Origin of the sequence: Pseudoalteromonas piratica, assembly GCF_000788395.1 — a bacterium.
GTDB classification, from domain to species: Bacteria; Pseudomonadota; Gammaproteobacteria; order Enterobacterales; family Alteromonadaceae; genus Pseudoalteromonas; species Pseudoalteromonas piratica.
The window spans coordinates 40,805-61,851 of the sequence record NZ_CP009889.1 but is presented as its reverse complement, the minus strand read 5'-3'; the positions used below and the strand labels follow the sequence as shown (position 1 = coordinate 61,851).

24 protein-coding genes are annotated in these 21,047 nt (G+C 39.0%); 13 read left to right on the top strand and 11 right to left on the bottom strand.

Going from position 1 to position 21,047, the window contains the following annotated elements; all coding sequences use genetic code 11:
- Positions 1 to 61: 61 nt before the first annotated feature.
- Positions 62 to 478 carry a GFA family protein gene (locus tag OM33_RS15065; protein WP_040134723.1) on the top strand — a complete coding sequence of 139 codons (417 nt, stop codon included), beginning with the start codon at positions 62 to 64 and terminating at the stop codon, positions 476 to 478.
- A 60-nt stretch (positions 479 to 538) separates the two neighbouring features.
- On the opposite strand, the gene OM33_RS22110 is transcribed toward OM33_RS15065, so the two are convergent.
- The gene (locus OM33_RS22110) at positions 539 to 2,674 is read right to left on the bottom strand and encodes an ATP-binding protein (RefSeq protein WP_052141076.1); all 2,136 of its coding nucleotides are present in this window, start codon (positions 2,672 to 2,674) and stop codon (positions 539 to 541) included.
- Positions 2,675 to 2,865: 191 nt separating this feature from the next.
- On the opposite strand from OM33_RS22110, the gene OM33_RS15055 reads away from it, so the two are divergent.
- From OM33_RS15055 to OM33_RS15035, 5 genes are all read left to right on the top strand, one after another.
- Positions 2,866 to 3,543, top strand: coding sequence for a hypothetical protein (locus OM33_RS15055; protein ID WP_199922589.1), 678 nt, complete (start codon positions 2,866 to 2,868; stop codon positions 3,541 to 3,543).
- Positions 3,544 to 3,591: 48 nt separating this feature from the next.
- Positions 3,592 to 4,059, top strand: a complete 468-nt coding sequence (locus OM33_RS15050) for a hypothetical protein (protein WP_040134719.1) — start codon at positions 3,592 to 3,594, stop codon at positions 4,057 to 4,059.
- Positions 4,060 to 4,169: 110 nt separating this feature from the next.
- Positions 4,170 to 5,648 carry an aminotransferase class V-fold PLP-dependent enzyme gene (locus OM33_RS15045; RefSeq protein ID WP_052141075.1) on the top strand — a complete coding sequence of 493 codons (1,479 nt, stop codon included), beginning with the start codon at positions 4,170 to 4,172 and terminating at the stop codon, positions 5,646 to 5,648.
- Positions 5,649 to 5,663: 15 nt separating this feature from the next.
- Positions 5,664 to 6,341 (top strand): response regulator transcription factor, encoded by a 678-nt coding sequence (locus tag OM33_RS15040; protein WP_040134718.1) that lies wholly within the window; start codon positions 5,664 to 5,666, stop codon positions 6,339 to 6,341.
- A 56-nt stretch (positions 6,342 to 6,397) separates the two neighbouring features.
- A complete protein-coding gene (locus OM33_RS15035; RefSeq protein ID WP_199922588.1) occupies positions 6,398 to 7,126 on the top strand; it encodes a sensor histidine kinase in 729 nt (242 codons plus the stop codon).
- 151 nt (positions 7,127 to 7,277) lie between these two features.
- Here the strand turns inward: OM33_RS15035 and OM33_RS15030 are convergent, their stop codons facing one another.
- The 7 genes from OM33_RS15030 to OM33_RS15000 form a co-directional block, all read right to left on the bottom strand.
- Complete coding sequence (locus OM33_RS15030) at positions 7,278 to 8,195, bottom strand: hypothetical protein (protein WP_040134715.1); 918 nt, start codon at positions 8,193 to 8,195, stop codon at positions 7,278 to 7,280.
- A gap of 129 nt (positions 8,196 to 8,324) precedes the next feature.
- Positions 8,325 to 8,642 carry a hypothetical protein gene (locus OM33_RS15025; RefSeq protein ID WP_199922587.1) on the bottom strand — a complete coding sequence of 106 codons (318 nt, stop codon included), beginning with the start codon at positions 8,640 to 8,642 and terminating at the stop codon, positions 8,325 to 8,327.
- 90 nt (positions 8,643 to 8,732) lie between these two features.
- Positions 8,733 to 9,077: a hypothetical protein gene (locus OM33_RS15020; protein ID WP_040134711.1), complete on the bottom strand. Its 345-nt coding sequence runs from the start codon at positions 9,075 to 9,077 to the stop codon at positions 8,733 to 8,735.
- Positions 9,078 to 9,517: 440 nt separating this feature from the next.
- Positions 9,518 to 10,795 (bottom strand): M56 family metallopeptidase, encoded by a 1,278-nt coding sequence (locus tag OM33_RS15015; RefSeq protein WP_040134709.1) that lies wholly within the window; start codon positions 10,793 to 10,795, stop codon positions 9,518 to 9,520.
- Positions 10,792 to 11,169 carry a BlaI/MecI/CopY family transcriptional regulator gene (locus tag OM33_RS15010; RefSeq protein ID WP_040134707.1) on the bottom strand — a complete coding sequence of 126 codons (378 nt, stop codon included), beginning with the start codon at positions 11,167 to 11,169 and terminating at the stop codon, positions 10,792 to 10,794. Before OM33_RS15010 ends, OM33_RS15015 begins: the two co-directional genes overlap by 4 nt.
- A 104-nt stretch (positions 11,170 to 11,273) precedes the next feature.
- A complete protein-coding gene (locus OM33_RS15005) occupies positions 11,274 to 11,672 on the bottom strand; it encodes a hypothetical protein (protein ID WP_040134705.1) in 399 nt (132 codons plus the stop codon).
- A 100-nt stretch (positions 11,673 to 11,772) separates the two neighbouring features.
- On the bottom strand, positions 11,773 to 12,669 hold the full coding sequence (locus OM33_RS15000; RefSeq protein ID WP_040134703.1) for a LysR family transcriptional regulator: 897 nt from the start codon (positions 12,667 to 12,669) through the stop codon (positions 11,773 to 11,775).
- Between the two features lie 122 nt (positions 12,670 to 12,791).
- Here OM33_RS15000 and OM33_RS14995 point away from each other — a divergent pair, with 122 nt between their 5' ends.
- On the top strand, positions 12,792 to 13,748 hold the full coding sequence (locus OM33_RS14995) for an NAD(P)H-dependent oxidoreductase (RefSeq protein WP_040134702.1): 957 nt from the start codon (positions 12,792 to 12,794) through the stop codon (positions 13,746 to 13,748).
- Between the two features lie 117 nt (positions 13,749 to 13,865).
- Here the strand turns inward: OM33_RS14995 and OM33_RS14990 are convergent, their stop codons facing one another.
- The gene (locus tag OM33_RS14990; protein WP_040134700.1) at positions 13,866 to 15,104 is read right to left on the bottom strand and encodes an alpha/beta hydrolase-fold protein; all 1,239 of its coding nucleotides are present in this window, start codon (positions 15,102 to 15,104) and stop codon (positions 13,866 to 13,868) included.
- A gap of 103 nt (positions 15,105 to 15,207) precedes the next feature.
- On the opposite strand from OM33_RS14990, the gene OM33_RS14985 reads away from it, so the two are divergent.
- The 4 genes from OM33_RS14985 (at position 15,208) to OM33_RS14970 (ending at position 17,241) form a co-directional block, all read left to right on the top strand.
- Positions 15,208 to 15,621 carry a GFA family protein gene (locus OM33_RS14985; protein WP_040134699.1) on the top strand — a complete coding sequence of 138 codons (414 nt, stop codon included), beginning with the start codon at positions 15,208 to 15,210 and terminating at the stop codon, positions 15,619 to 15,621.
- Positions 15,614 to 16,600, top strand: coding sequence for a nucleotidyltransferase family protein (locus OM33_RS22380; RefSeq protein ID WP_199922586.1), 987 nt, complete (start codon positions 15,614 to 15,616; stop codon positions 16,598 to 16,600). Before OM33_RS14985 ends, OM33_RS22380 begins: the two co-directional genes overlap by 8 nt.
- Before the next feature lie 57 nt (positions 16,601 to 16,657).
- Positions 16,658 to 16,876, top strand: coding sequence for a DUF6500 family protein (locus OM33_RS14975; RefSeq protein WP_040134697.1), 219 nt, complete (start codon positions 16,658 to 16,660; stop codon positions 16,874 to 16,876).
- A gap of 161 nt (positions 16,877 to 17,037) precedes the next feature.
- On the top strand, positions 17,038 to 17,241 hold the full coding sequence (locus tag OM33_RS14970; RefSeq protein ID WP_040134694.1) for a hypothetical protein: 204 nt from the start codon (positions 17,038 to 17,040) through the stop codon (positions 17,239 to 17,241).
- Here the strand turns inward: OM33_RS14970 and OM33_RS14965 are convergent.
- Positions 17,226 to 17,678 carry a hypothetical protein gene (locus OM33_RS14965; protein ID WP_040134692.1) on the bottom strand — a complete coding sequence of 151 codons (453 nt, stop codon included), beginning with the start codon at positions 17,676 to 17,678 and terminating at the stop codon, positions 17,226 to 17,228. The genes OM33_RS14970 and OM33_RS14965 overlap by 16 nt on opposite strands.
- A gap of 236 nt (positions 17,679 to 17,914) precedes the next feature.
- On the opposite strand from OM33_RS14965, the gene OM33_RS14960 reads away from it, so the two are divergent.
- Complete coding sequence (locus OM33_RS14960) at positions 17,915 to 19,135, top strand: endonuclease/exonuclease/phosphatase family protein (RefSeq protein ID WP_081991153.1); 1,221 nt, start codon at positions 17,915 to 17,917, stop codon at positions 19,133 to 19,135.
- 100 nt (positions 19,136 to 19,235) lie between these two features.
- Here the strand turns inward: OM33_RS14960 and OM33_RS14955 are convergent, their stop codons facing one another.
- Positions 19,236 to 19,775: a helix-turn-helix domain-containing protein gene (locus tag OM33_RS14955; RefSeq protein ID WP_040134690.1), complete on the bottom strand. Its 540-nt coding sequence runs from the start codon at positions 19,773 to 19,775 to the stop codon at positions 19,236 to 19,238.
- A 101-nt stretch (positions 19,776 to 19,876) separates the two neighbouring features.
- Here OM33_RS14955 and OM33_RS14950 point away from each other — a divergent pair, with 101 nt between their 5' ends.
- Positions 19,877 to 21,040, top strand: a complete 1,164-nt coding sequence (locus OM33_RS14950) for a benzoate/H(+) symporter BenE family transporter (protein WP_234402762.1) — start codon at positions 19,877 to 19,879, stop codon at positions 21,038 to 21,040.
- Positions 21,041 to 21,047: the final 7 nt, after the last annotated feature.

The following is a 21,047-nucleotide window of genomic DNA, read 5'->3' as shown; positions in this document are numbered from 1 at the left end:
GTGACTCAATTGTTTAGCGTAGAACTTAGGTGCCTATTCCAAAGCGCTTATAGGAGAAATAATGAGTGAACAATTAACAGGTGGTTGCTGCTGTGGCGCTGTTGGCTTTACTGTAAAAGATGACTTTAAAAAATTCTTTTTCTGTCACTGTGAGCAGTGCCGTAAACTGTCAGGCAGTGCGCATGCCGCTAACTTATTTACACTTCCAAGCAACCTTGTCTGGACAAAAGGTCAGCAACTGACAAAACGATTTGACCATCCTACACGTGCTTTTTCTCGAGTATTTTGCAGCGAGTGTGGCTCAGGGCTGCCATTTTTAACCCAAAATAAAAAGTTTTTGATTGTGCCTGCGGGCAGCCTTGATCAAGAACCAAGTAAAGAGGTAGACGCAAATATTTTTTGTGAAGAGCAAGCTAAATGGCATAAAACGGGCTTAAAGGCTGATAAGGTCACCGGATTCTTGCAAACAAAAAAGTAAAGGTGTCAGCTCTTATGCACAATGTTCAATTACCATATTTAGCTTTATCTTTTAAAACAACTAAGTGGTTTGCATTAATGGCAGAGATATCATGATTTTTACGCCACCAAGCTTACTGTTGGATGCGGTAATCTCGCCATGGTGATGTTTTACCAGATCACGGCAAATTGATAAGCCCAAACCACTGCCGCCAAGTGCTTTACTGCGTGACTTATCGACGCGGTATAAGCGTTCAAATAATTGCGTCAACGCCTCTTGGCTAAGCCCTGGTGCACTGTCTTCAATACTAATAATCAGCTTATTGTTACTCACCTGTGCATTTAAATGTATGCTGCCTGGTGCATCAGTATATCGACAGCTATTACTAAATAGATTGTGCATCACTTGCCCAAAGCGTAACTTATCAATGGTTATAAATGTATTTTCAGGTAGGGCGAATTCAATGTGATGCTCGAGCTGGTGGTCACCGGCAATTAGCGCGAGTTCTTCAGCAAAGCCCTCAAGTAAGGGTGCTAAAGGTTCTTCCGTAAAGCTCAGAGCCAACTCGCCTTGGTCGGATTGTGCTAAAAGCGAAATATCATTCACCAAACAAGTAAACTGATCTAGGCGATTATGTAGTCGTTGATATTCACGCTCAGGGTTGGTTGTCATACCGCTTTGTAATTTATTCAACTTAAGTTTGAAAACAGTTAAAGGTGTGCGCAGCTCATGGGAAATATCAGCAAAAAATTGTTTTTTGTCTTCCATTAACTGCGCTGTAAGATGCGCTTCTTTTTTAAGCGCTTTGCGGCGTTGATAACCTAAAACCAATAGTAATAAGAATGCGCCAGCCACACATAATTGAATATAAATTAGTTGTTTCTTTTCTTGTTTTTCAATCAATACTTGCAGCTCTTGGCGGGCTGATTTTTCTTTAAGCTCAGCGATTTCACGTTCTTTTACACTTGTTTTGTATAATTCAGCTAATTGCTGAGTTTGGCTTTGTCTATTTGCTTCTTCATTTGCTTGATATTGTTCAAGAATGGTTTTAACCAGTTTGTTAGCTTCTTCGAGCTTTCCAAGCTTTTCTTTGACCTGCAGAATGACATTAATGGCATCAATTGAACTGTAAAAGCGTTGGTCAAAATCGCCAGCATCAATAATTGGTTGTAGCAGTAATTCTGCCTCTTGCCAGTTTTGGTTGTATACCGCGATTTTTGCAGCATAAAAATTATGTGCAGATGCGTAAACTTGGGGCAAAGAGTCTGAAAGCCATTCAGTTGATGCCGTTAATGCCTGCTGCGCGTCATCGACCTGTCCTGTTTCAAGTGCCAGCAAAATTTTGTCAAAATAAATGGTTAGAATACGCGTTTGGTATGTGTGCTTTATGGCGATTGAAAGCGCGTTATCAAAATGCGTTGATGCGACATCAGGTTGTTGCAACGCTAAGTAGATACGACCTAAACGAATATTCCCCTCGACTTGATGCAGCGGTGTGCTTTCTTTTTTGAGTTGTGCCATACCCGAAAGGGTATTATCGAGTGCTTGTTGGTAATCTTCTAAAAGATGATATACCTCACCAATATTCATCAAGGTATTAGCATAATCGGATTGCTTACTATGGGTTTTTACAAGCGGTAATGCTAATTGGTAATGCTCTAATGCACTGCCTAAATTGCCCAGCTTTTTGTAAACATTACCAATGTTATTATAAAGGTTACCTAGCGCTTGTAGGTCTTCGGTGCGTTTATAAGTTTGCTCTAATTGACGATAGGTCTCGAGTGCTAAAATCAACTTGTCATTGATGTAATAATAGATGGCCTGATTAAACAAAATATACGATAAGTTAGTATCGTCTTTAGCTTTGGTCGCTGCCTCAATGCCTCGCTTTAATAGTGATTTTGTCGTTTCGTGATCGCCACGATCAATATAGATACGCTGCATAAATACCAGCATTTCAGCTTCGAGTTGAAAATTAGGCTCACTTTCAAATGCTAACAGTGCTTGATTACCGTAAAACTCTGCTTTATCTGGGCATTTTCGCCAGCATTGCTTAACCATTTCAACTAAAAGAGGCAGTCTCGCCTCTGATGTGTTGTTAACCGTCGCGAGCTCTTTTTCAATGTCTTGAGGTGTTTTTGTTGTATCTGCATGTACTGAGAAGGAAACACAAGCGAATAGTAAAACGCTCATAGATACATTGAAAAAATAGTTCATAAATAAAGCCTTGGTGAAGGAGTGATTGCTTGCGCAAAGTAATTATTAGGATGTTACAAGCATTTATATTTTTTAACCTAACAAAATAAAAAATACATTTCTGCATTATTCTTCCATTTTTTCTCCACAATTGCGCTGCAAACTTTTCATCATTGGTTTTAGTGAGTGAGCAATCAGTGATGAGTCGTCTAGTGACAGTGTTAGTTTTGATATGTTTAGGTGGGGTATGTTTACACTTGTATTTGGCAAATCGAGCACTTGCCCATGAGCTATCTGCAGCCTTAGAAAAAACATCACCGTATTCAGCACACGTTGTTAATCAAGCTGTGCTATTTGATGCAGCAGTGGCAAAACAACATGAAACAAACGTGATTTGTCCAACCCAATTGGATGAAGAAACAGACGCGCCTGATACACATACCGACACATTTGAAACGCAAATTGCTTTGGTTGAATCGCAACTTGATGATGCTGCAACGCACTTACATATTGCGCTCAATCAAGCGCAAACCGAACAAGAAATCACGCAACTGCTAAATACGCTTAAAAATATCGATAGAGTTGATTTGCCAAATGATGCGTTACAGCACGTGCTCGAAAATGCGCACACAATGGCTGTTGATGTTCAGTTATATGTTTTGGATTTTATTGAGGGCAGTTTGACCCATGAAAATGCGTATCTGCTAACTCATTATTTGCATCATCCTGACTATACGGTTGCTTATCATGCTTTTACTCGTCTAAAAGAGCTCGATAAAAGCAGTGATGTACGCCAATTATTAGTGCGTGTTTCAGAGCAAATAGAACACCAAGCAATCCGCCAAGAAGCCAATCAAGTTTTAGCTACCATCAACCAATCAGCGTTTTAGCCGGTTTGGCTTAACACGTTGTAACTCTAACTAAACAGAGGAAATATTATGAAACTAAAAGCAATCGCAAGTGCTGCATTTGCAGTGTTAGCTGCAGGTAATGTAAGCGCAGGAGATGCAAATTTAGCGTTTGATCAACACTTTAAAGTAAAAAACAGTGCAGGTGAGCGCATCGTTGTAAACATTGCACGTAACCACTTTGACGACAGAGAAAAATCTGTTGGTAACAATGATTCTAAGCGCTTTAAATACAATGGCCTAAAAGAAGAAGTAAAAAAAGGCTGTGGCAATAACTGCACAAATGTTGAGTTTACCCGTGACTTCGAATTGTCAGTGAAAAAGAAAAATTCTTCGTATTGGAGCAGCTGTAGCTTTGAGATGGGCTACTACTCTACAAAATACCGTTCAAAGGTTAAATCACGCTATTTAAACTCTGAAAATTGTAAAGCCGATATCGTTTTCAGTGGTGAAGATGGCAAAACATTAAATATCGAGATTAAAGGTTTCGATATTTAACTGTGACGCTTCAGTCAATGGCCAATAGCTTATTGGCCTTTTCGCTCGATGTTGAATTGATACCTTTTCGTATAGCGCTTTGCTGAAATAGCAAAACTTAGGGCTTTACTATGCTAAAACATGCCAATTACTTTAAATCATTTAGAAACCATACAATCGGAAACAAACTCGTTACACCGCAGGGAAAGCGAATTGTATATGCTGATTGGACTGCAAGTGGTCGCTTATATCGACCGATTGAAGACTTTATGTCGCAGCAAATAGGCCCTTATATCGCGAATACCCACAGCGAGAGTAATTTAACGGGGGCAACGACCACCGCAGCTTATGATGATGCAAAACACGTAATTCGAGAACATGTTAATGCTGGCGATACTGATTTGGTGTTGTTTGGTGGTGCAGGCATGACGGCAATGATTAACAAGTTGCAGCGTATGCTTGGACTAAAATCAAATGCGCCAAAAGTAGCCGAAAAGCCGTTAGTGCTGATTACACATATGGAACATCACTCCAATCAAATTAGCTGGCAAGCGTGTGATGTGCACCTTGAAATTATTCCGCCAGATGAGAATGGGTTGCCTGATTTAGCGGCAATGGAATACCTATTAGATCTCTACCAACATGTGCCATTAAAAATAGGCTCATTTACCGCGTGCAGTAATGTGACAGGGGTTATGACCCCGTACCATAAAATGGCTGAAAAAATGCACCTTGCAGGTGGGATTTGTTTAGTCGACTTTGCGGCATCAGCACCGTATGTTGATATTGATATGCACCCACAAGATAACCCATTGGGGTATCTTGATGGTATTTTTATTTCCCCGCATAAGTTTTTGGGTGGGCCGGGTAGTTCAGGCTTAATGGTAATTAATCAGGCACTAGTGAAAAACGCGGTACCTGATCACCCAGGTGGTGGCACCGTGAAATGGAGTAATCCATGGGGTGAGCAACGCTATTTAGATAATGTTGAAGCACGCGAAGATGGCGGTACCCCTGGTTTTTTACAGGCTATTCGTACCGCGCTTGCGATTAAGCTAAAAAACGAGATGACCACAGAAAAAATATTGGCCCGTGAAGCAAGCATTACCGAATACATTTATCAGCAGTTAACAACGCTGGATGGGCTACATGTGTTAGCACCTAATAAAGCGGCACGGTTATGTGTTTTATCCTTTTATATTGATGATTTGCATCATAATTTAGTGGTTAAGTTACTGAATGATAAATTTGGCATTCAAGCGCGTGGTGGGTGTTCTTGTGCGGGTACATATGGCCACGTTTTACTGAATATCGACAGAGAAACAAGTAAACAGTTCACCGATCGCATTGATAATGGTCACTTACAAGAAAAGCCGGGATGGGTGCGTATTTCATTTCACCCAATCAATACAGACAGCGAAGTAAAATATGTTATTGAAGCCATAAAAGCCATTGTTCAACAGGGTAAAAAATGGCGCTTAGCGTACCTTTATAATCCTAAAACCGCAGAATATGTTTCGATTAAAGAGCCCAAACCTATCGCATTACTCAAGCGATTTAAAACACCAACTAAGTTCGAATCTTTGTTAACATTAAAATTGACTGAATAAGGTGAGCGTAGCTAAATGACAAAAAAAATACTGATTGTTGAAGACGATTTGGATATCGCAGAAGATTTGCAAGATGTATTGGAATATCACGGCTATAGCGCTGAAATTGAAAGTAATGGTCTTGCTGTTAAAGATAAGGTCATGCAATTCCAGCCGGATTTAATACTACTTGATTTGATGTTGCCCGGACAAGATGGCGAAGTATGCTGTAAACAAATCAGAGAGTTTACGAATGTGCCAATTATTATGTTAACCGCAAAAGTTGAGCAAGCTGACAAACTATCGGGTCTTTCGCTTGGTGCAGATGATTATGTATGCAAACCCTTTGATATGGCTGAACTAATGCTTCGCATTGATGCCGTTATTCGCCGCACGCAAGGGCAAATTCAATTTAGCCAATTTAATATTAATGATGAGCGCAAAGAAGTGAGCTATTTAGGTCAAGTTGTGCCGTTATCAGCACTTGAATATGCCTTATTCGCACTTTTATATAATTCACCTGAGCGCGTGTTTTCTCGCGATCAAATTATCGACTTAGCTTACCCTGGGTTTCGCGATATTACTGACAGGGCAATAGACAGCCATGTGAAAAATATCCGAAAAAAGTTTAAAGCACACGGGATTGCAAGTGCGGCTATAAGTGCAGTGTATGGCATGGGTTATCGCTTTAGTACTGCGACAAAAAATAAATGATTCTAAGCTTGGTTTTATTGAGTGTTGTGCTCTTCATTTTTTGCATCTTTTTTTATTTGAAATATCAGCGCTTAGCGCTTCAATTAACGTCAACTCAAAATACTGATACTGAACGACTAATTGCGGACTTATCTCACGAACTCAGAACACCACTTACATCGATAAAATTACAGCTGTATAAACTTACGTTAAATAATGCTGATCAAACTAAAAAAAATCAGCAAAAACTCGAGCAAAAAGTGCTTGAAATTGAAAGATTGCTTGATGAATTAACACAGTTATCGCGCTGTGAAATCAAGGGGATAACCAGTAAGAGTCGTAGCTACAATGCTTCTCATTATTTTGAGCAGCAGGTGCGCGATTTAACACATTTTTTTAACCAGCATGGGGTTATTTTTGCAAGTTATATAGAGCTGCCGCTCACTTTACAGGTTTGCCTAAACAACCAGCTGGTTAGTTCGCTTTTCAAGCGCCTTGCGGAAAATTCTGTACGCCATAGCAAACCTACAGCGGAAGTGCATTTACGAATTTTAAGCGCAAAATCGCACGTTGTAATAGAATTTGAAGATACATCACCAGGTGTCTCTGAGGCTGAATTAAATAATATCTTTAAAGGACTGTATCGCGTTGATAAATCACGCAACCGTGCAACAGGTGGTGCGGGGTTTGGCCTTACTATTTGCAAACGTATTGTTGAAGCCCATGATGGAACAATTAACGCACAGCCATCACATTTAGGTGGGCTTAAAATACATATCAAGCTTCCTTGTACAGAGAGTTTCTAAATCAAATCCTTGTATTTTTAAGATTAAACAAGACTCGATAGCCCTGTTTATCTTTAGATTTTGAGTTACGGCTAAGTGCCAGACGCGGACGGTGGTAACGCCCCAAGCAAAGCAAGTTTAATATTATCCCACTGACTTAGCTTGTAATGTTTTATACTTCTACAAAGCTCGCCAACAATAACCCAAACTCTTTTTCTATGTTTTCTTTTTCTTTTAGTGCGGCAATAGATTCAATGATGTAGTAGCTATTTTCACCAAAAAGCATTGAAAAGTGGATAAACTTCCATTTATTTGATTTAACATCCACAGCCTTAACTAATAGAACTTCTACATCTAAATTTTGATGTTTGGTTTGGTTTTGGCTAAGAACTTCTATATTTTTAAATTCTTGTGTTTTCATGAAACGATCGCGAGCAAATTTTGAGCGTTCATCAATCTCGTAAGTATTTGAAAAGGAGGCAGCTACAGTGGAGTAAGGTAAATCTTTATCAGCAATAGGGAATGAGCCATCACTTGTTAAAATAAGAGCATTGCTTATTTTTTTAGCGAATCTAAGTGATTTTGTTTCATCAACTTTAAAAGGGAGGCCCTCAAATAAATCAACTTTAGAATCTCGCTCCCATCGAGCCGTTAGAATAGTTTCTTTAAGCTTATTAGATAACTCATCTGACAGTGCTGTTTGAAATGAGGCTACGATTATAACTGATTTAGTGTTATCCCCAAATACCAAGCTCCATTTGGTAAATTCGAGTTCATAGGCCGTGTGATGCAGCTTCATTAACTTAGCAGGAACATTCCCCAACTTAATGTCTTCAACACTTAGTAAGTTAAGACCTTTAATTGCTAATCCATTTACAGTGTAGCTCTCCATAACTTCGTTAATAGGAGATGGAACTTCGGTTATCATTATGAACGTTCCGTATTCCTCATCTGTGAAGCCCAAAAACCGTTTTGCAGGCTCAAGATAAGTTGGTGGCTCTATAACAATTTGCGTTCCTTTTACTCTTTCCACTGCGTTTAGATTTAAAACCCAGCCTCCCAAAAGCACGATAAATAAATAATATTTCAAATCGACGACTCCATTTTACCGAAAAACATTTTGACGTCACTAAGCGCCTGAAAATGCTTGGCTAAAATTGTAGATTGGAGCGAAGTGGAACCGAGCCAAGCGATAGCAGTCCCGCACTTAATTGGCTTGTTATATGTACCGTACTTCACTGTTTAAATACTTTAGCTTTAAAACGATACCATCGTCATCGAAGAGCTCAATTACATGATGATTGTCTTCGAATTTAAACTTTGCATTACTGATATAAACAGGGTCATCTATAAAAGAAAAATCTACGTCAAGAAAGCTAACTTTTATTTGAGAAAATAGATAATCTTTAAACTCTAGCTGAAATCTGTTTCCAGCTAAGTCATGTGCGTAATTTGAAATCGTGCTATCTGACCAAACTAGGTTTTTTAACTTTTCATCAAGTTCACTCATAACGTCCTGTACATATAACGCCCACATTAAGGGGCTTTTTAATAGTTTGCTAAAATTGTGTAGCGCAGCGAAACCGAGCAAACTGTAAAAAGCCCGCTTTAATTGCTTGTTATGTGTTTACGCACCCATATCAGTTAATAACTCGACTATTTTATGGGAGTTGGGCGATTTTTGAAGATAATGAGACTTTAATTTTTTTAAGTTATCTAAATTATCAGAGTAACACCCTAGATTATTTATTGAGTCAAGGGTATCAAATATTAACGAGTCTAATTTATCCAAGTTAACTCTAGCAGTTTGATGCATGAGGTTTACCCTTACATCAGCTAACCTAACTAAATAATGCTTATGTGGATCCACTGATGCCATTTTTTGATGGTCACACTCTAAAGTAACTTCATAATCTGCTTTTGAAAAAAATGAACAAAACAGCGTTAATAAAAATACGAGATATTTACTCATGACTCTCCTAAACACATAACAGTTTATTAAGAGGAAAGTTGCCTCTTTTTCTACCGCAACATCGCCTGTTTACATTCTAGGGGAACTTATAAAATTGTTAATAAGTTGTTACTAGTCAGATAGTTAATTGACAATTAACATTTTATCAGTTTCAGAAAAAAGGCAAATTTCCTGTTAATAATATTAAGGGTGGAGTATTTATTCAGAGCTAGGATGAATTATTTTTTTACTTCTACCCATGAAAGTTTTATATACGAGTTATTTAGTTTATTAAACGTCTTTCTGCGATAAATAAATTTTTGTTGTTCTAATGAGGGGGTTATTTTCATGACTATGATGGAAGGTTTTAATTAAACATTAAAGGCCGTTTTTAACGGCCTAGTAAATTTAAAATCTTGAAGCTGCTATTTGTGCTTATTTATCTATGTAGGTATAGCTATTTATTCCGGTTTTTTTGCCTTGCTCGGTACAAAAGAAATTGAATAGGCGTTTTCGCTTAACTGATAGTTGTCAATTTCAATTTTTGCTTGTTGGTTAAAGGCAACGGATAATTTTGGTTTTTCGACAATTTTTCTGCCGGAATTTGTGACTTCAAGTATTTCGATTTCAACGTCAGCAACATCGCTTCGCTGAGAAACTTTAAAATTAAAATGAAATTTATCACTAATTTTAAATGCTGCTTTTTCGTCAAAATTAACCCACATTGCCATTTTTGAGGAATGAGTGCTTGGTTGATTAGCATCAGTGCGATCTGTCACATTCAACTCAAAGTTAACAAGCGCGCCTAAGTCATTAGGTTGATGCTCTTTATTTGGTGTTGCTAGAGCAAATGTGTGCCAAGCCATTAGTAATAAAGCAGTTGTAATTGTAAGTGTATAAGCTAGTTTGCTTTTTATTGTCATTTCTCTTTGCTCCTTGAGACGCTTTAGTCGTTGAATATTGTTATTTTTATTTGAGGTTGCAGTGCAATTGAATGCTAAATTTTGAATTTGATGATTGTGTAAAATTAACTCTGCAAAATCATGTTGGTATTTGGTTTGGCCGTATTGTTTAGCACATTGTTCATCACACAGAGCTTCGATATAAAAGCGCGTATGTGCGCTTACTTTTTTAACCAGTGGATTCCACCAAAAAAGGCTTTCCATTAGGGTTAATAGCATAAGGCGTAAGTTATCTTTTCTTGTTTGATGGGTTTTTTCGTGATTAATAATCAGTGCTAGCTGATTAGGTTGGGTTATTGCATTAGCGACCACAATCTTGCTGGTAAAAATGCCCATTAGCATGCCGCTTGGTACATTATCTGCACGATATACCGAAGTATTATATTGCTTAGAGAGCGCACTACAATAGTGGAATGATTTACTACTTTTGATAATTGCTTGTCTACTTAATTGATTTTTTAAGCGCGTTGCGAATATACATAATCCTATTAAAAAACAGGCAAATAGCGCAATTGAACTTAGCTGCTGATAATCGATTAAATAACGGTTCAAATTATCTTGTTGTTGGCTAATCGTTGTAAGTGTTTGTGACAAAATTACAGGACTTACCAAGTTATTTGAAGACAGTATTTCAGCTAATACTGGGTAAGGTAAAAGCCAAACAGATAACGCAAATACCGTTAGTGAGTAATTAACGTTATTTGATCCATGCGTAAACTTTAATAAAGCCATTACAAGCAAAGTAATACAGGTATTTATCACCAAATAAGCAATCATTTTCCCAAATCCTTTTTACGCTCTTTTAAGATGGACTCTAAATACTCAATATCATCCATGGATAGCTCTTCTTGTTCTAAAATATGTGCAGCGAGCGGGCGGCTTTTTCCAAGAAATACTTTATTTATAAAATCTTTAATTAATGGCACGCTGACTGATTGCTTTTCTGTAGTTGGTGCATAAAAAATTGTACGACCAAGGGTCTTGCTGCGTTTTAAGCTGCCTTTTTTCTCAAGTCTATCGATAATGGTTTTAACGGTGCTGTATTTTACATCTCGCGTTTGGGCAACCAATTTATGTATTTGAGGTGCGCTGGCTTCTTTGTGTTGCCAAAATAGCTGCATCACTTCTAGTTCAAAGTTTGAAAGTGCCATAAGTTAGCTCTACATCTACAGGTGTAGATATAGGTTATCTCTACATGTGTAGATATTGCAAGTGTTTTTTCTACACATAACTGAACATCAGGTTATGTAACTTTTTAAAGCGCGTTTAATTCATTGATTTGCTTTAAAGCTGCATCTAAATCATTTGCAAAAAAGTGGGGCATATCGAACTTTTCAAACATGCGATGAATTTGCTGTTTTGAAATGTTTTCACTAAAGCTGTTGCTAAGAATGGTGGTGTCTGAAAGCACATTATGTTTTTTGCGCCATAAAAAATGTTGCTCAAGGCGTGCAACTACATCTGGCATAAACAAGGTTTCACTTCGTAAAATCGCAATGTGTCGCCATGGCGCACCATTAAAGCTTGCTACTATTTCAGCAATATCATGATGGTAGTGCTCAACCGCTTCGATGTTCCAGGGGCCTTTAGCATCAGCTAATACAATGTTGTTGGGCAGTAATTTCAGCGTGAAAGTTCCGTGTTCAATTGCCATATAATTACGAAATAAATTGAGCTTATATTTTGAGTTTAATTCAAATCGACACTAAATCCAGCGGCGACAACATACCTTAATAAACACAAAATTTGCGTGCTTATTTTGATTTTTCTATTAAAAAATCAATTAAGGTTCTTACTCTTTTGGCTTTTTGGGCATTTTGGTGAAAGTAAAGGTACAAGCCAGCTACATCTAACCAATAATCTTCGAGTATTGGAATTAGCTCACCACGTTCAATTTCATCTTCTACCATGGTGGACAATAGGCGCCCGATACCTAACCCTTGTTTTGCTGCATCTTTTACAACATCGGTATCGTTTGCAATCAGTGCTGGCGTAACATCAATCGTCACTTGTTCACCGCCTTCTTGTAGCGTTAATGGTAACAACTGATTAGAAGTGATAAAGCGATAGTAAATGAGTTTGTGGCGCTCTAAATCATTTAATGAGGTTGGTATGCCATATCGTTTTATATATTCTGGCGATGCAAACAACACATCTTTTTTTGATGGAATAAGTTGTTTAGCGACCATACCTTCGCTGATTCTGTCGCCAAAGCGAATACCAAGGTCAAATCCTTGCTCTAAAATATCGACCGTGCCATCAAATAAAGAAATCTCAAGTTCAATGTCAGGGAAACGCTGACAAAATTCTGCATAGATGGGTTGCAAAAATGACGTAAAAACAAATTTGGGCGCTGTGAGCCTTACTTTACCACGTGGTTCTTTACTTAGCTCACTCACTGTTTCAAAGGCGATATCAAGCGCTTGCATCGAGCTTTGTGTGCGCTGATAAAGTAAATGCCCGGCTTCGGTTAACTCAATTTTTCGGGTTGTGCGGGTAAATAATGGCAATCCTAGTTGTTTTTCAAGAACTTTTAGTGCTTGACTCACCGAGGGGCTGGCCATTTCCAAAACACGTGCCGCACCTGTAATGCTGCCTTCTTGTACAATTGCTTGAAACACCTTTAATTGGTTGAAATTGCTTCCGTCCAAAATAATTTAACTCGTCAATTATTAGTTTTTGCCTAATAATTATATAGCTAATTATCATCTAAAAGTAACTAATAACATTCAGTAAAGTTGACCTATCAACATATATTATTGGAGCAAACGTTATGAGTCGTGTTTTAGTTATTTCAGGTCACCCAAATTTACCGCAATCTAATACAAACCAAGTCATTCTTGATTCGCTAGAAGCCAATATTAAGAATATTGAAATTCGTAGATTAGATGCGTTATATCCCGATTACCAAATTGACATAAGCGCAGAGCAACAGGCTTTATTGGCTGCTGATACCATTGTTTTGCAATTTCCTTTTTACTGGTATTCAGTGCCTGCACTGTTAAAAAAGTGGATAGACGATGTGTTTAGCTACGATTTCGCATACGGTACTCATGGTGACAAATTACATGGTAAAGATTTTATTTTATCGTTCACTATCGGTGCACCGGCTGAATCGTATGACCCACTGGGTTATAACCACTTTCCAATTGCGCAATTATTACAGCCACTACAACAAACTGCGTATCTTACTGGCATGACTTTTCATGCGCCTGTGTACTCTCACGGTATGGTGTATATCCCTGGTGTTTACAATGAGTTGGAAGATGTACAAAACAAAGCCAAAGAACATGGTGTAAGGCTTATAGATAAACTTAATCAATTAACTCAAGTGGATGAGGCTTATGTTGAACGTTTTGCTCGTAACTGGTTTAAATCACTCGATAAGCTACCTGAAGACACATCACAATTTACGCGTTTTTTATCAGAAAATGTGAAGTGGAATATGCCAGAAGGTCAGTTTGTGGGTCATCATGGTTTTAACGAGTGGTATTGCATTGCACGTAACACGTTTAAACCCGGCTGTGATCACCAAATTCAGGCGATGTCAGTTACAAAATCTGAAGTAGGATTTGATGTAAAACTCACCATCCAACTTACAGCAGAAACACACCCAAACTCTGAATTCAAAGGCGATAAAATTAAAATCGTTGTAAATGAAAACTGGAAACTTAGATACTCAAACTCCAAGGGATTGTTAATTACACACTATGAAGTCACACCGGCGTAAATGAAAAGCCAGTAAAATACGGCCTATTGATTAAATCCAGCGACGACAACATACCTTAAAAACACAAAAAGCGCCTGTGTTGGCGCTTTTTAAAATGTGTTTTTAAGTGAGTGTTATTTACTTCACTTTTGCCGCTAGAATATTCAATTGCCATTGTGCCACTTGCTGTTTTTCAGCAAGGGCGAGCGCTTTTTTGTAATATGCTTGCGCGTTTTGCTGTTCACCTAATTGCTCATAAACACTCGCAATGGCTTTTAAGTGTTCAATGGAATGTGCATGCTCTTTTTCAGCACTTTTTAACAGTGCTAATGCATTTTTGGGCGAGTCGAAATGACCAACATAACTGGCTTGCTTAGCGGTTAATACTTGGCTTGATTGCGGTAATGTTTGCTTCGCATTTTGAATAAACGCGGGCACTTTATCGACCAAATTATTACGGTAATGGTAGCGCATTAAGCTGTGCGCCACATTAGTGGGGATGGCTTGTTTTAATTGCCACTGCGTTTGCAAATTAGCGTAGTGTGTTAATACGCTTTGCGGTGTTTTAGTTGCCAGTGCTCGCTCGTTTATATGCCAACCATTAAAAATCTGTTTTAAGCTATTTCTCAATGCGATAAGTCCAACAGAGTTGTGGTTTTCATCGGGGTAGTGAGTAAATTGCCAAGTAAGCGACGCTTGCGGGTTTAAATCTAAATAGTTAATCAAATCATATTGGCCCATTCGGGTTTCATCAGCTAACGATAAATGCAGTGACACAGCTGAAAATGTTTTTGTGTGTAAGGTGTTTTTGGCTTTTTTTACAATCGCGTTATCGCCAACCCATACCGAAGGGCTAATAGCAATGTAGTGGTTAAAACGTACGGGATTTTCAATAAGCGTATTGAGTACAAATAGTCCGCCAATCGATTGGCCCACTAAAATATGGTTATTAGCGGTGCGATAGTGGCTTTGAATATAGGGCTTCACTTCACTTTCAAGGTAATCAGCAAATTTGCTGGCGCTGTCAGGCTGTTTATCACTAAAACTTGGGGTCATGTAATTTCGGTATGACGATGTACCATTATCCGAAATCGCAACCACAATCACATCAGGGATCAGCTGCCCTTTATTAGCCAACATATCGAGCATGCCAGTCACTGCTTTAAAGTTGTAATCACCATCAAGCAAATACATAACCGGGTAGGTAGCTGTTGGGTTAGCGTGATAGTTTTCAGGCAATGCAATTTGAATGGTGCGTTCTTCACCAAGAATACTCGAAGTTTGTGAAATACGTTGGTGAGTAGACGCTAGTGCATTGGTAAACACAGTGTTTAGCAGTAAAAAGAGCGATGCTAAAACAATCATTAATTGTTTCATGGTGGTTCCTGTTAGATTTGCTGTTTTATCCTTAGTTGGCTGTCATCATCTAATAAATTGATTTAAAGTGGAAATAATTAAGTTTAATGACTGAGGCACGGATATGATCACCGGAAAATGTAATTGTGAAGCGGTTCAATTTGCGATTTTAAGTGAGCCCAAAGATATTTACATGTGTCATTGCTCAATTTGTCGAAAAGCAACAGGAACCAATGGTATTGGTGTGTTGGTTGTGAACAATAGCGATTTTCAATGGCAAAAAGGGCAAGACGCAGTTGCCACTTGGAAAAAGCCTAACAGCGATTGGCAAACCTGGTTTTGTAAAATTTGTGGATCAAAAGTGCCTGGCGATAACGACAGCGAACGAAAATTTATTCCTGTGGGGTTAATTAAAGATGATAAAGGGCTTTCGGTAACCCATCATATTTGGGTTGATTCAAAAGCTCATTGGGATGAAATTGGCGATGAGGGCACGTTACACCCAGAGGCGTTTGGCACAGGGCTCACGGATGATTAAGCTGCAAAAAGCAACACTTGCAGATGTAGGTTATTTATTAGCTCTTCGCAAATTAACTATGCATCAGTACCTTGAACAAGCAGGGTTACCTTGTACAGATGAAGCGCACCTTGCGCGCATAAACTACCAATTTGCGCTCACACATTTAATTATTTTGAATGAGCAGGTTGCTGGCATGGTGAAGTATGGTTATTTGGCAGATCAAGCTACTTGGCACATCTATCAAATTCAAATACACCCTGATTTTCAGAATAAAGGCCTTGGCAGCCAGGTTATTAGCGAGATTATTGAAACAGCTAACACACAACAACACACTGTGACGCTAAGTGTACTCAAGCAAAATCCAGCACGCTTTTTATATTTTAACTTGGGGTTTGTGGTGGTTGGCGAAGATAACAACGAGTTATTATTGGCTCGGCCAACAGATACCCGTCACTTGCATACCTTGCAGCAATATTTAAAAAGCGATTTCACGCGCATGAGCGCGCTTAAAGCGTTGCAGCAGCTTAATCTTCCAAGTGGTTATATTGCAGCGGGATTTTTACGTAATTTAGTGTGGGATAAGCTGCATGATGATATGTCTACCCCATTAAACGATGTAGATGTGATTTATTATGATGCGAGCAAAACAAGTCACATTGACGATAAACAGCTTGAAGCCAAGTTGTGTAAATTGGTGCCAACGTTAAACTGGCAAGTTAAAAACCAAGCGCTGATGCATATTAAAAACAATGATGCCGTGTATAACAATGTGATTGATGCTATGGCACATTGGCCGGAAAAAGAAACTGCGGTTGCGGTGAAATTAGATAATAAAGACAACCTAGTTGCTATCTCTGCGTTTGGCTTTGACTCGTTATTCGATTTAAAGTTAAGCCACAACGCCAAGCGTGATAAAAGCGTTTTTTTAGCACGTGTTGAAGGTAAAGCTTGGCAAAATCGTTGGCCAAAACTGGTAATGAATCCAAACTCAGATTAAAAAAAATCGCTGTAAAGGGGTTTTACATATCAGCTCAAATAATAGGATTAAGTTGTAATGAGAGCGGAGCTCAGAGATAAAATCATCGCAGTATGTGATAAAAAAATAGCTGCAAAAGGCGACAATGTAGGTGTGTCTTTTTATGCGTTTTTTGCCAATAAGAATGACGACCCAGAACGCTTAATGGAAGCGGCCAGATGGTGGATAGAAACCCACCAGCTTGATCACTTTGAAAAAGCCACAAAAATAAAAGAAATGGTAATGGCAGGGCAATAACCCTATTTTTAAATTTAAAGATTTTTCGCTTTAATACGATCTTTATCAAAGCTTATTTTTTAATTGATTGCTTTATTTTTTAAACAGTAGTATGAAGGTATTAGAAGTGCCCTAATGCAGTTTTAATAGGGATAGTAAATGACGTTTAATTAAGCGATAACATGAACTCTACGTTAAAGCCCTGGCAATACAACATCCTTACTTGTGTTGTGTATTTGCTGTTTGCAATGTTTACCATGCAAGTGCTAAATACGCTCTCCGCTTGGGCGCCTGCTAGGGGGGCTTTGGCTGCGATGCTGTTATTTGGCCGTGGTGCTTGGGTCGGCGTAAGTGCTATTTTTCATGGGTTTCATCGTTTAGTGTAATACTCGCGTATGTGGCTATTGCCATCAGTTTGTGAGTTTCCCATATATTCCCAGTAGGTGGTTTCGTTTTCAAAATGAAGCTGTGATATCTGTGTTTTACCGTATCGCTCAAACTGTAAAACAATGCTGCTATCGGTACATCCTAAAATTGAGTAGTTTATACGTTCTTCTTTCGCTGGCATCGTCATGGTTTTTTCGCCCATTGTGATCTCAATGTCAGGGGTATTGATGCGCATTTCCTGTTTGTTATTGAATGTTATGACTTCTTTACCTTGAGTTTGGGTCATAAAAGCCCACGCATTGCCGTTAACATTGGCCCACTTTTTATTGAATGATTCGAACTTTTCGCTGGATGATGTCCATGTTCCGGTTAACGTAGGGCAACTCATCGCAATATTTGGTAAAACAAGGGATAAACAGAGGATTAATTTTTTCATATGTAGAATGACAATTTATTTGTGCAAAGCTTATTTTTATTATGAGTTTATTAGTATCAAATTGTATAACTTATTGCCATTGTTATATTTTTATAGATGTAACAGAAAGTTACGCAAGGCTTAATTTAAGTTTGTTTTAACGGATGAAGTGTTTATTGGTGGCTGAGCGTCTTTGTTTGCGCTTCACTAGGAACTAAGCTATTTTCCAAGCCAAAATTAAGCCATTGTTAAAGTGTATGAATATTAATTTACGTGCCATTAGTTACGCTGCTGTGTTAGGTATGCTGTTGGGCTGCAATACTGTGCCAACACCGCAGCAAGATGTTAAAAATATCAACGAGAACAAAGTGCTTCGCATTGCAACATTTAATGTCAGTATGGAGGCCACTAATTATCAATCAAGCGAACAATCAGCTGCACAATCAACCTTGAATGCCGATGCGCTTACGCAAGCACTTAAAAATGGCGATGTTCAACAAATTAATAATATTGCTGAAATTATTCAGCGCACCCGCCCAGATATAATTTTACTCAATGAGTTCGATTACATTGCAAAGCGCGAAAAAGGCATTGATTTGTTTAAACAAGCGTACCTTGAAGTATCGCAAAACGGCTTTGCGCCAATTAGTTACCCATATGTCTATCTTGCACCCGTAAACACGGGGGTGAAAACCGAGTTAGAGGGCGATTCAGTAAAACTATCGCACTTCGGTTTTGGGCGCTATGCAGGGCAATATGGTATGGTGTTATTGTCTAAATACCCCATCGTTTCAGAGCAAGTCCGTACTTTCCAACACTTTTTGTGGCAAGATATGCCGAATAATTTGATGCCAGTTAACCCAAATGGCAGCCAATGGTACTCAAGTGATGAGCGCGCCGTAATGCGTTTGTCTTCCAAGTCTCATTGGGATGTGCCGGTAAATGTGTGCAATAACACGATTCATGTGCTGGCAAGCCACCCAACACCACCGGTATTTGATGGCGAAGAAGATCGTAATGGCAAACGTAATCATGACGAAATTCGTTTTTGGCGAGATTACATTAGCCAATCAGGTAATCACTATATTTATGATGATAACGGTGGACGAGGCGGGATAAGCGCTGAACGTTTTGTTATTTTGGGTGATTTAAATGCCAGCGCGGTGGATGGTGACGCGCACCCAAATGCAATTAATCAATTATTGTCACACCCTGCGATTAATAACTACCCAGCGCCACAATCTCAAGGTGGCTTTCAAAATAAACCAGAAAACATTCACGCTGCTACACATACAGCAAGTTGGGGAATGCGCGCTGACTATGTATTACCGTCAGCGAACGTTAACGTAATAAAAAGTGGTGTATTTTGGCCTACCAAAACAGAGCAAGCGGCTTATTTAGTCGCCGACAGAAACGCGTCATCAGATCATCGTTTAGTGTGGGTTGATGTAGCGTTAGCAAATTCATGTGCAAAGTAATGCACTTCACTAAGTATCGAAAAACAAAAACCTAATAATCAACTATTAGGTTTTTTTGACTTATTGTTAAATCTACTTTAGCGGCATGCTTAAAACAGCATTATTTTGGGTAACTAATAATATTGTGGAAGACGGCTGTTTCACTGAGCGCTTCATAGCCGTGCAGCTGATCGCTATAAAAACGAACGCTGTCGCCTTTTTTTAAGGGGTGCCAGGTTTGATCAAAATACACCTGCAACTCACCTTCAATGACATGAATATGCTCAATCACACCAATATTATGCGCACTTGATAATTGCTGGTGGCGCTCAGATAACGTGATCTCAAATACTTCAATGCCTGTGTCTGGTTGAAACGCAAATAGGGTATTTATTTTCATACGCGGATCTTCAGGAAATACTCGTTCACTTTCACGTAAATCAGGCTTATCGGCGAAAAATGCAGAAAAGGAGGTTTCAAGCCCACTGGCAATTTTCCACAATGTGGCAATAGTGGGGCTTGATTCTTCACGTTCAATTTGACCCAGCATAGCTTTCGAGACACCGGTTAATTTAGCGGCTTTATCTAAACTCAATCCCTTCTTTTTGCGCTCACTTTTCAAGTGTTGGGCTATCTCTGCTCTAAAAATGGCATCTTTCATGGTTAATTCTCTATTGTGCGTTATAGCGCACGGTGTTATTGTTTTTGCAGGCTGTGCGTTATTGCGCACGAACGATAAAAATATAACATAGAGAATCACTAATGATGAACAATAAATACGTATCTGTAAGTCATATCACTGCGGGATTTAGCGCGGTATTGATTGGATACACCAGCTCTATTGTTATTATTTTACAAGCCGTAACCGCTGCTGGTGCCTCTGCGGCACAAATTGAAAGCTGGCTGCTTGCGCTTGGCTTAATGATGGGGTTTAGCTCAATCGGTTATTCGTGGTATTACAAAACGCCCATCTTAACGGCATGGTCAACCCCAGGAGCCGCCATGTTAGTAGGTGTTGCCCCGCAACATGACTTGCCTACTTTACTCGGCGCGTTTGTGGTTACTGGCGCACTTATTTTTATTACTGGGCTTATCACGCCGTTATCTAATGCGCTGAAACGCATCCCTTCACCGCTGGCAACCGCTATGTTGGCGGCTATTTTACTGCCGTTTTGTATTAATGCCTTTGAACCTATTATGAGTGTATCGGGTGTGTTTTTATTGTTGTTTACCACTTATGCGCTAAGCAAACGGTTTGCCGCAAATTACACGATGCTGATGCTATTGATAGTAAGTTTAGTAGCGGCGTTTTACCTTGATAATACATTGATAAGTAATGCTAATTTAGGCATTGCAGCACCAATTTGGTTGTTACCTCAGTTTGATTTAGGCGCAATCATTAATATTGCCATCCCGTTCTATATTGTCACCATGTTATCGCAAAACTTATCGGGCATTGCGATGATGCAAAGCTATGGATACAACACACCGGTTAAACCCATTTTGGTGGGGACAGGGATTATAAATATTTTGGGAGCGCCGTTTGGTGGATTCAGTTTAAATCTTGCTGCAATTTCGGCAGCAATCTGCATGAACGAACACGTTGATAACAACAAGCATAACCGTTATCGCGCAGTGATATGGGCAGGTGTATTTTATATTGTTGCAGGTGCCTTGGCATCGAGTGTTGTTGCTATCTTCTTGGCGTTTCCAAGAGAAATAACAGAAATGCTGGCTGGTTTTGCATTGCTAGGAACGCTACTAATGTGTTTGCAAAGTGCATTTTCTAACGAACACTATCGGGAAGGAGCGCTATTAACATTTTTGGTAACGCTTTCAGGTATCAGCTTTTTGGGTCTAAATGCGATTATTTGGGGGCTGATAATTGGTTGGGGATATTCTTTCTTGGTAAGTAGGCGCGTTTAAAGCAAGG

Coding starts and splice junctions, on each gene's coding strand:
- OM33_RS15065 (WP_040134723.1), top strand. CDS start 62: ATGAGTGAACAATTAACAGGTGGTTGCTGCTGTGGCGCTGTTGGCTTT.
- OM33_RS22110 (WP_052141076.1), bottom strand. CDS start 2,674: ATGAACTATTTTTTCAATGTATCTATGAGCGTTTTACTATTCGCTTGT.
- OM33_RS15050 (WP_040134719.1), top strand. CDS start 3,592: ATGAAACTAAAAGCAATCGCAAGTGCTGCATTTGCAGTGTTAGCTGCA.
- OM33_RS15045 (WP_052141075.1), top strand. CDS start 4,170: ATGCTAAAACATGCCAATTACTTTAAATCATTTAGAAACCATACAATC.
- OM33_RS15040 (WP_040134718.1), top strand. CDS start 5,664: ATGACAAAAAAAATACTGATTGTTGAAGACGATTTGGATATCGCAGAA.
- OM33_RS15025 (WP_199922587.1), bottom strand. CDS start 8,642: ATGTGGGCGTTATATGTACAGGACGTTATGAGTGAACTTGATGAAAAG.
- OM33_RS15020 (WP_040134711.1), bottom strand. CDS start 9,077: ATGAGTAAATATCTCGTATTTTTATTAACGCTGTTTTGTTCATTTTTT.
- OM33_RS15015 (WP_040134709.1), bottom strand. CDS start 10,795: ATGATTGCTTATTTGGTGATAAATACCTGTATTACTTTGCTTGTAATG.
- OM33_RS15010 (WP_040134707.1), bottom strand. CDS start 11,169: ATGGCACTTTCAAACTTTGAACTAGAAGTGATGCAGCTATTTTGGCAA.
- OM33_RS15005 (WP_040134705.1), bottom strand. CDS start 11,672: ATGGCAATTGAACACGGAACTTTCACGCTGAAATTACTGCCCAACAAC.
- OM33_RS14995 (WP_040134702.1), top strand. CDS start 12,792: ATGAGTCGTGTTTTAGTTATTTCAGGTCACCCAAATTTACCGCAATCT.
- OM33_RS14990 (WP_040134700.1), bottom strand. CDS start 15,104: ATGAAACAATTAATGATTGTTTTAGCATCGCTCTTTTTACTGCTAAAC.
- OM33_RS14985 (WP_040134699.1), top strand. CDS start 15,208: ATGATCACCGGAAAATGTAATTGTGAAGCGGTTCAATTTGCGATTTTA.
- OM33_RS22380 (WP_199922586.1), top strand. CDS start 15,614: ATGATTAAGCTGCAAAAAGCAACACTTGCAGATGTAGGTTATTTATTA.
- OM33_RS14975 (WP_040134697.1), top strand. CDS start 16,658: ATGAGAGCGGAGCTCAGAGATAAAATCATCGCAGTATGTGATAAAAAA.
- OM33_RS14970 (WP_040134694.1), top strand. CDS start 17,038: ATGAACTCTACGTTAAAGCCCTGGCAATACAACATCCTTACTTGTGTT.
- OM33_RS14965 (WP_040134692.1), bottom strand. CDS start 17,678: ATGAAAAAATTAATCCTCTGTTTATCCCTTGTTTTACCAAATATTGCG.
- OM33_RS14960 (WP_081991153.1), top strand. CDS start 17,915: ATGAATATTAATTTACGTGCCATTAGTTACGCTGCTGTGTTAGGTATG.
- OM33_RS14955 (WP_040134690.1), bottom strand. CDS start 19,775: ATGAAAGATGCCATTTTTAGAGCAGAGATAGCCCAACACTTGAAAAGT.
- OM33_RS14950 (WP_234402762.1), top strand. CDS start 19,877: ATGATGAACAATAAATACGTATCTGTAAGTCATATCACTGCGGGATTT.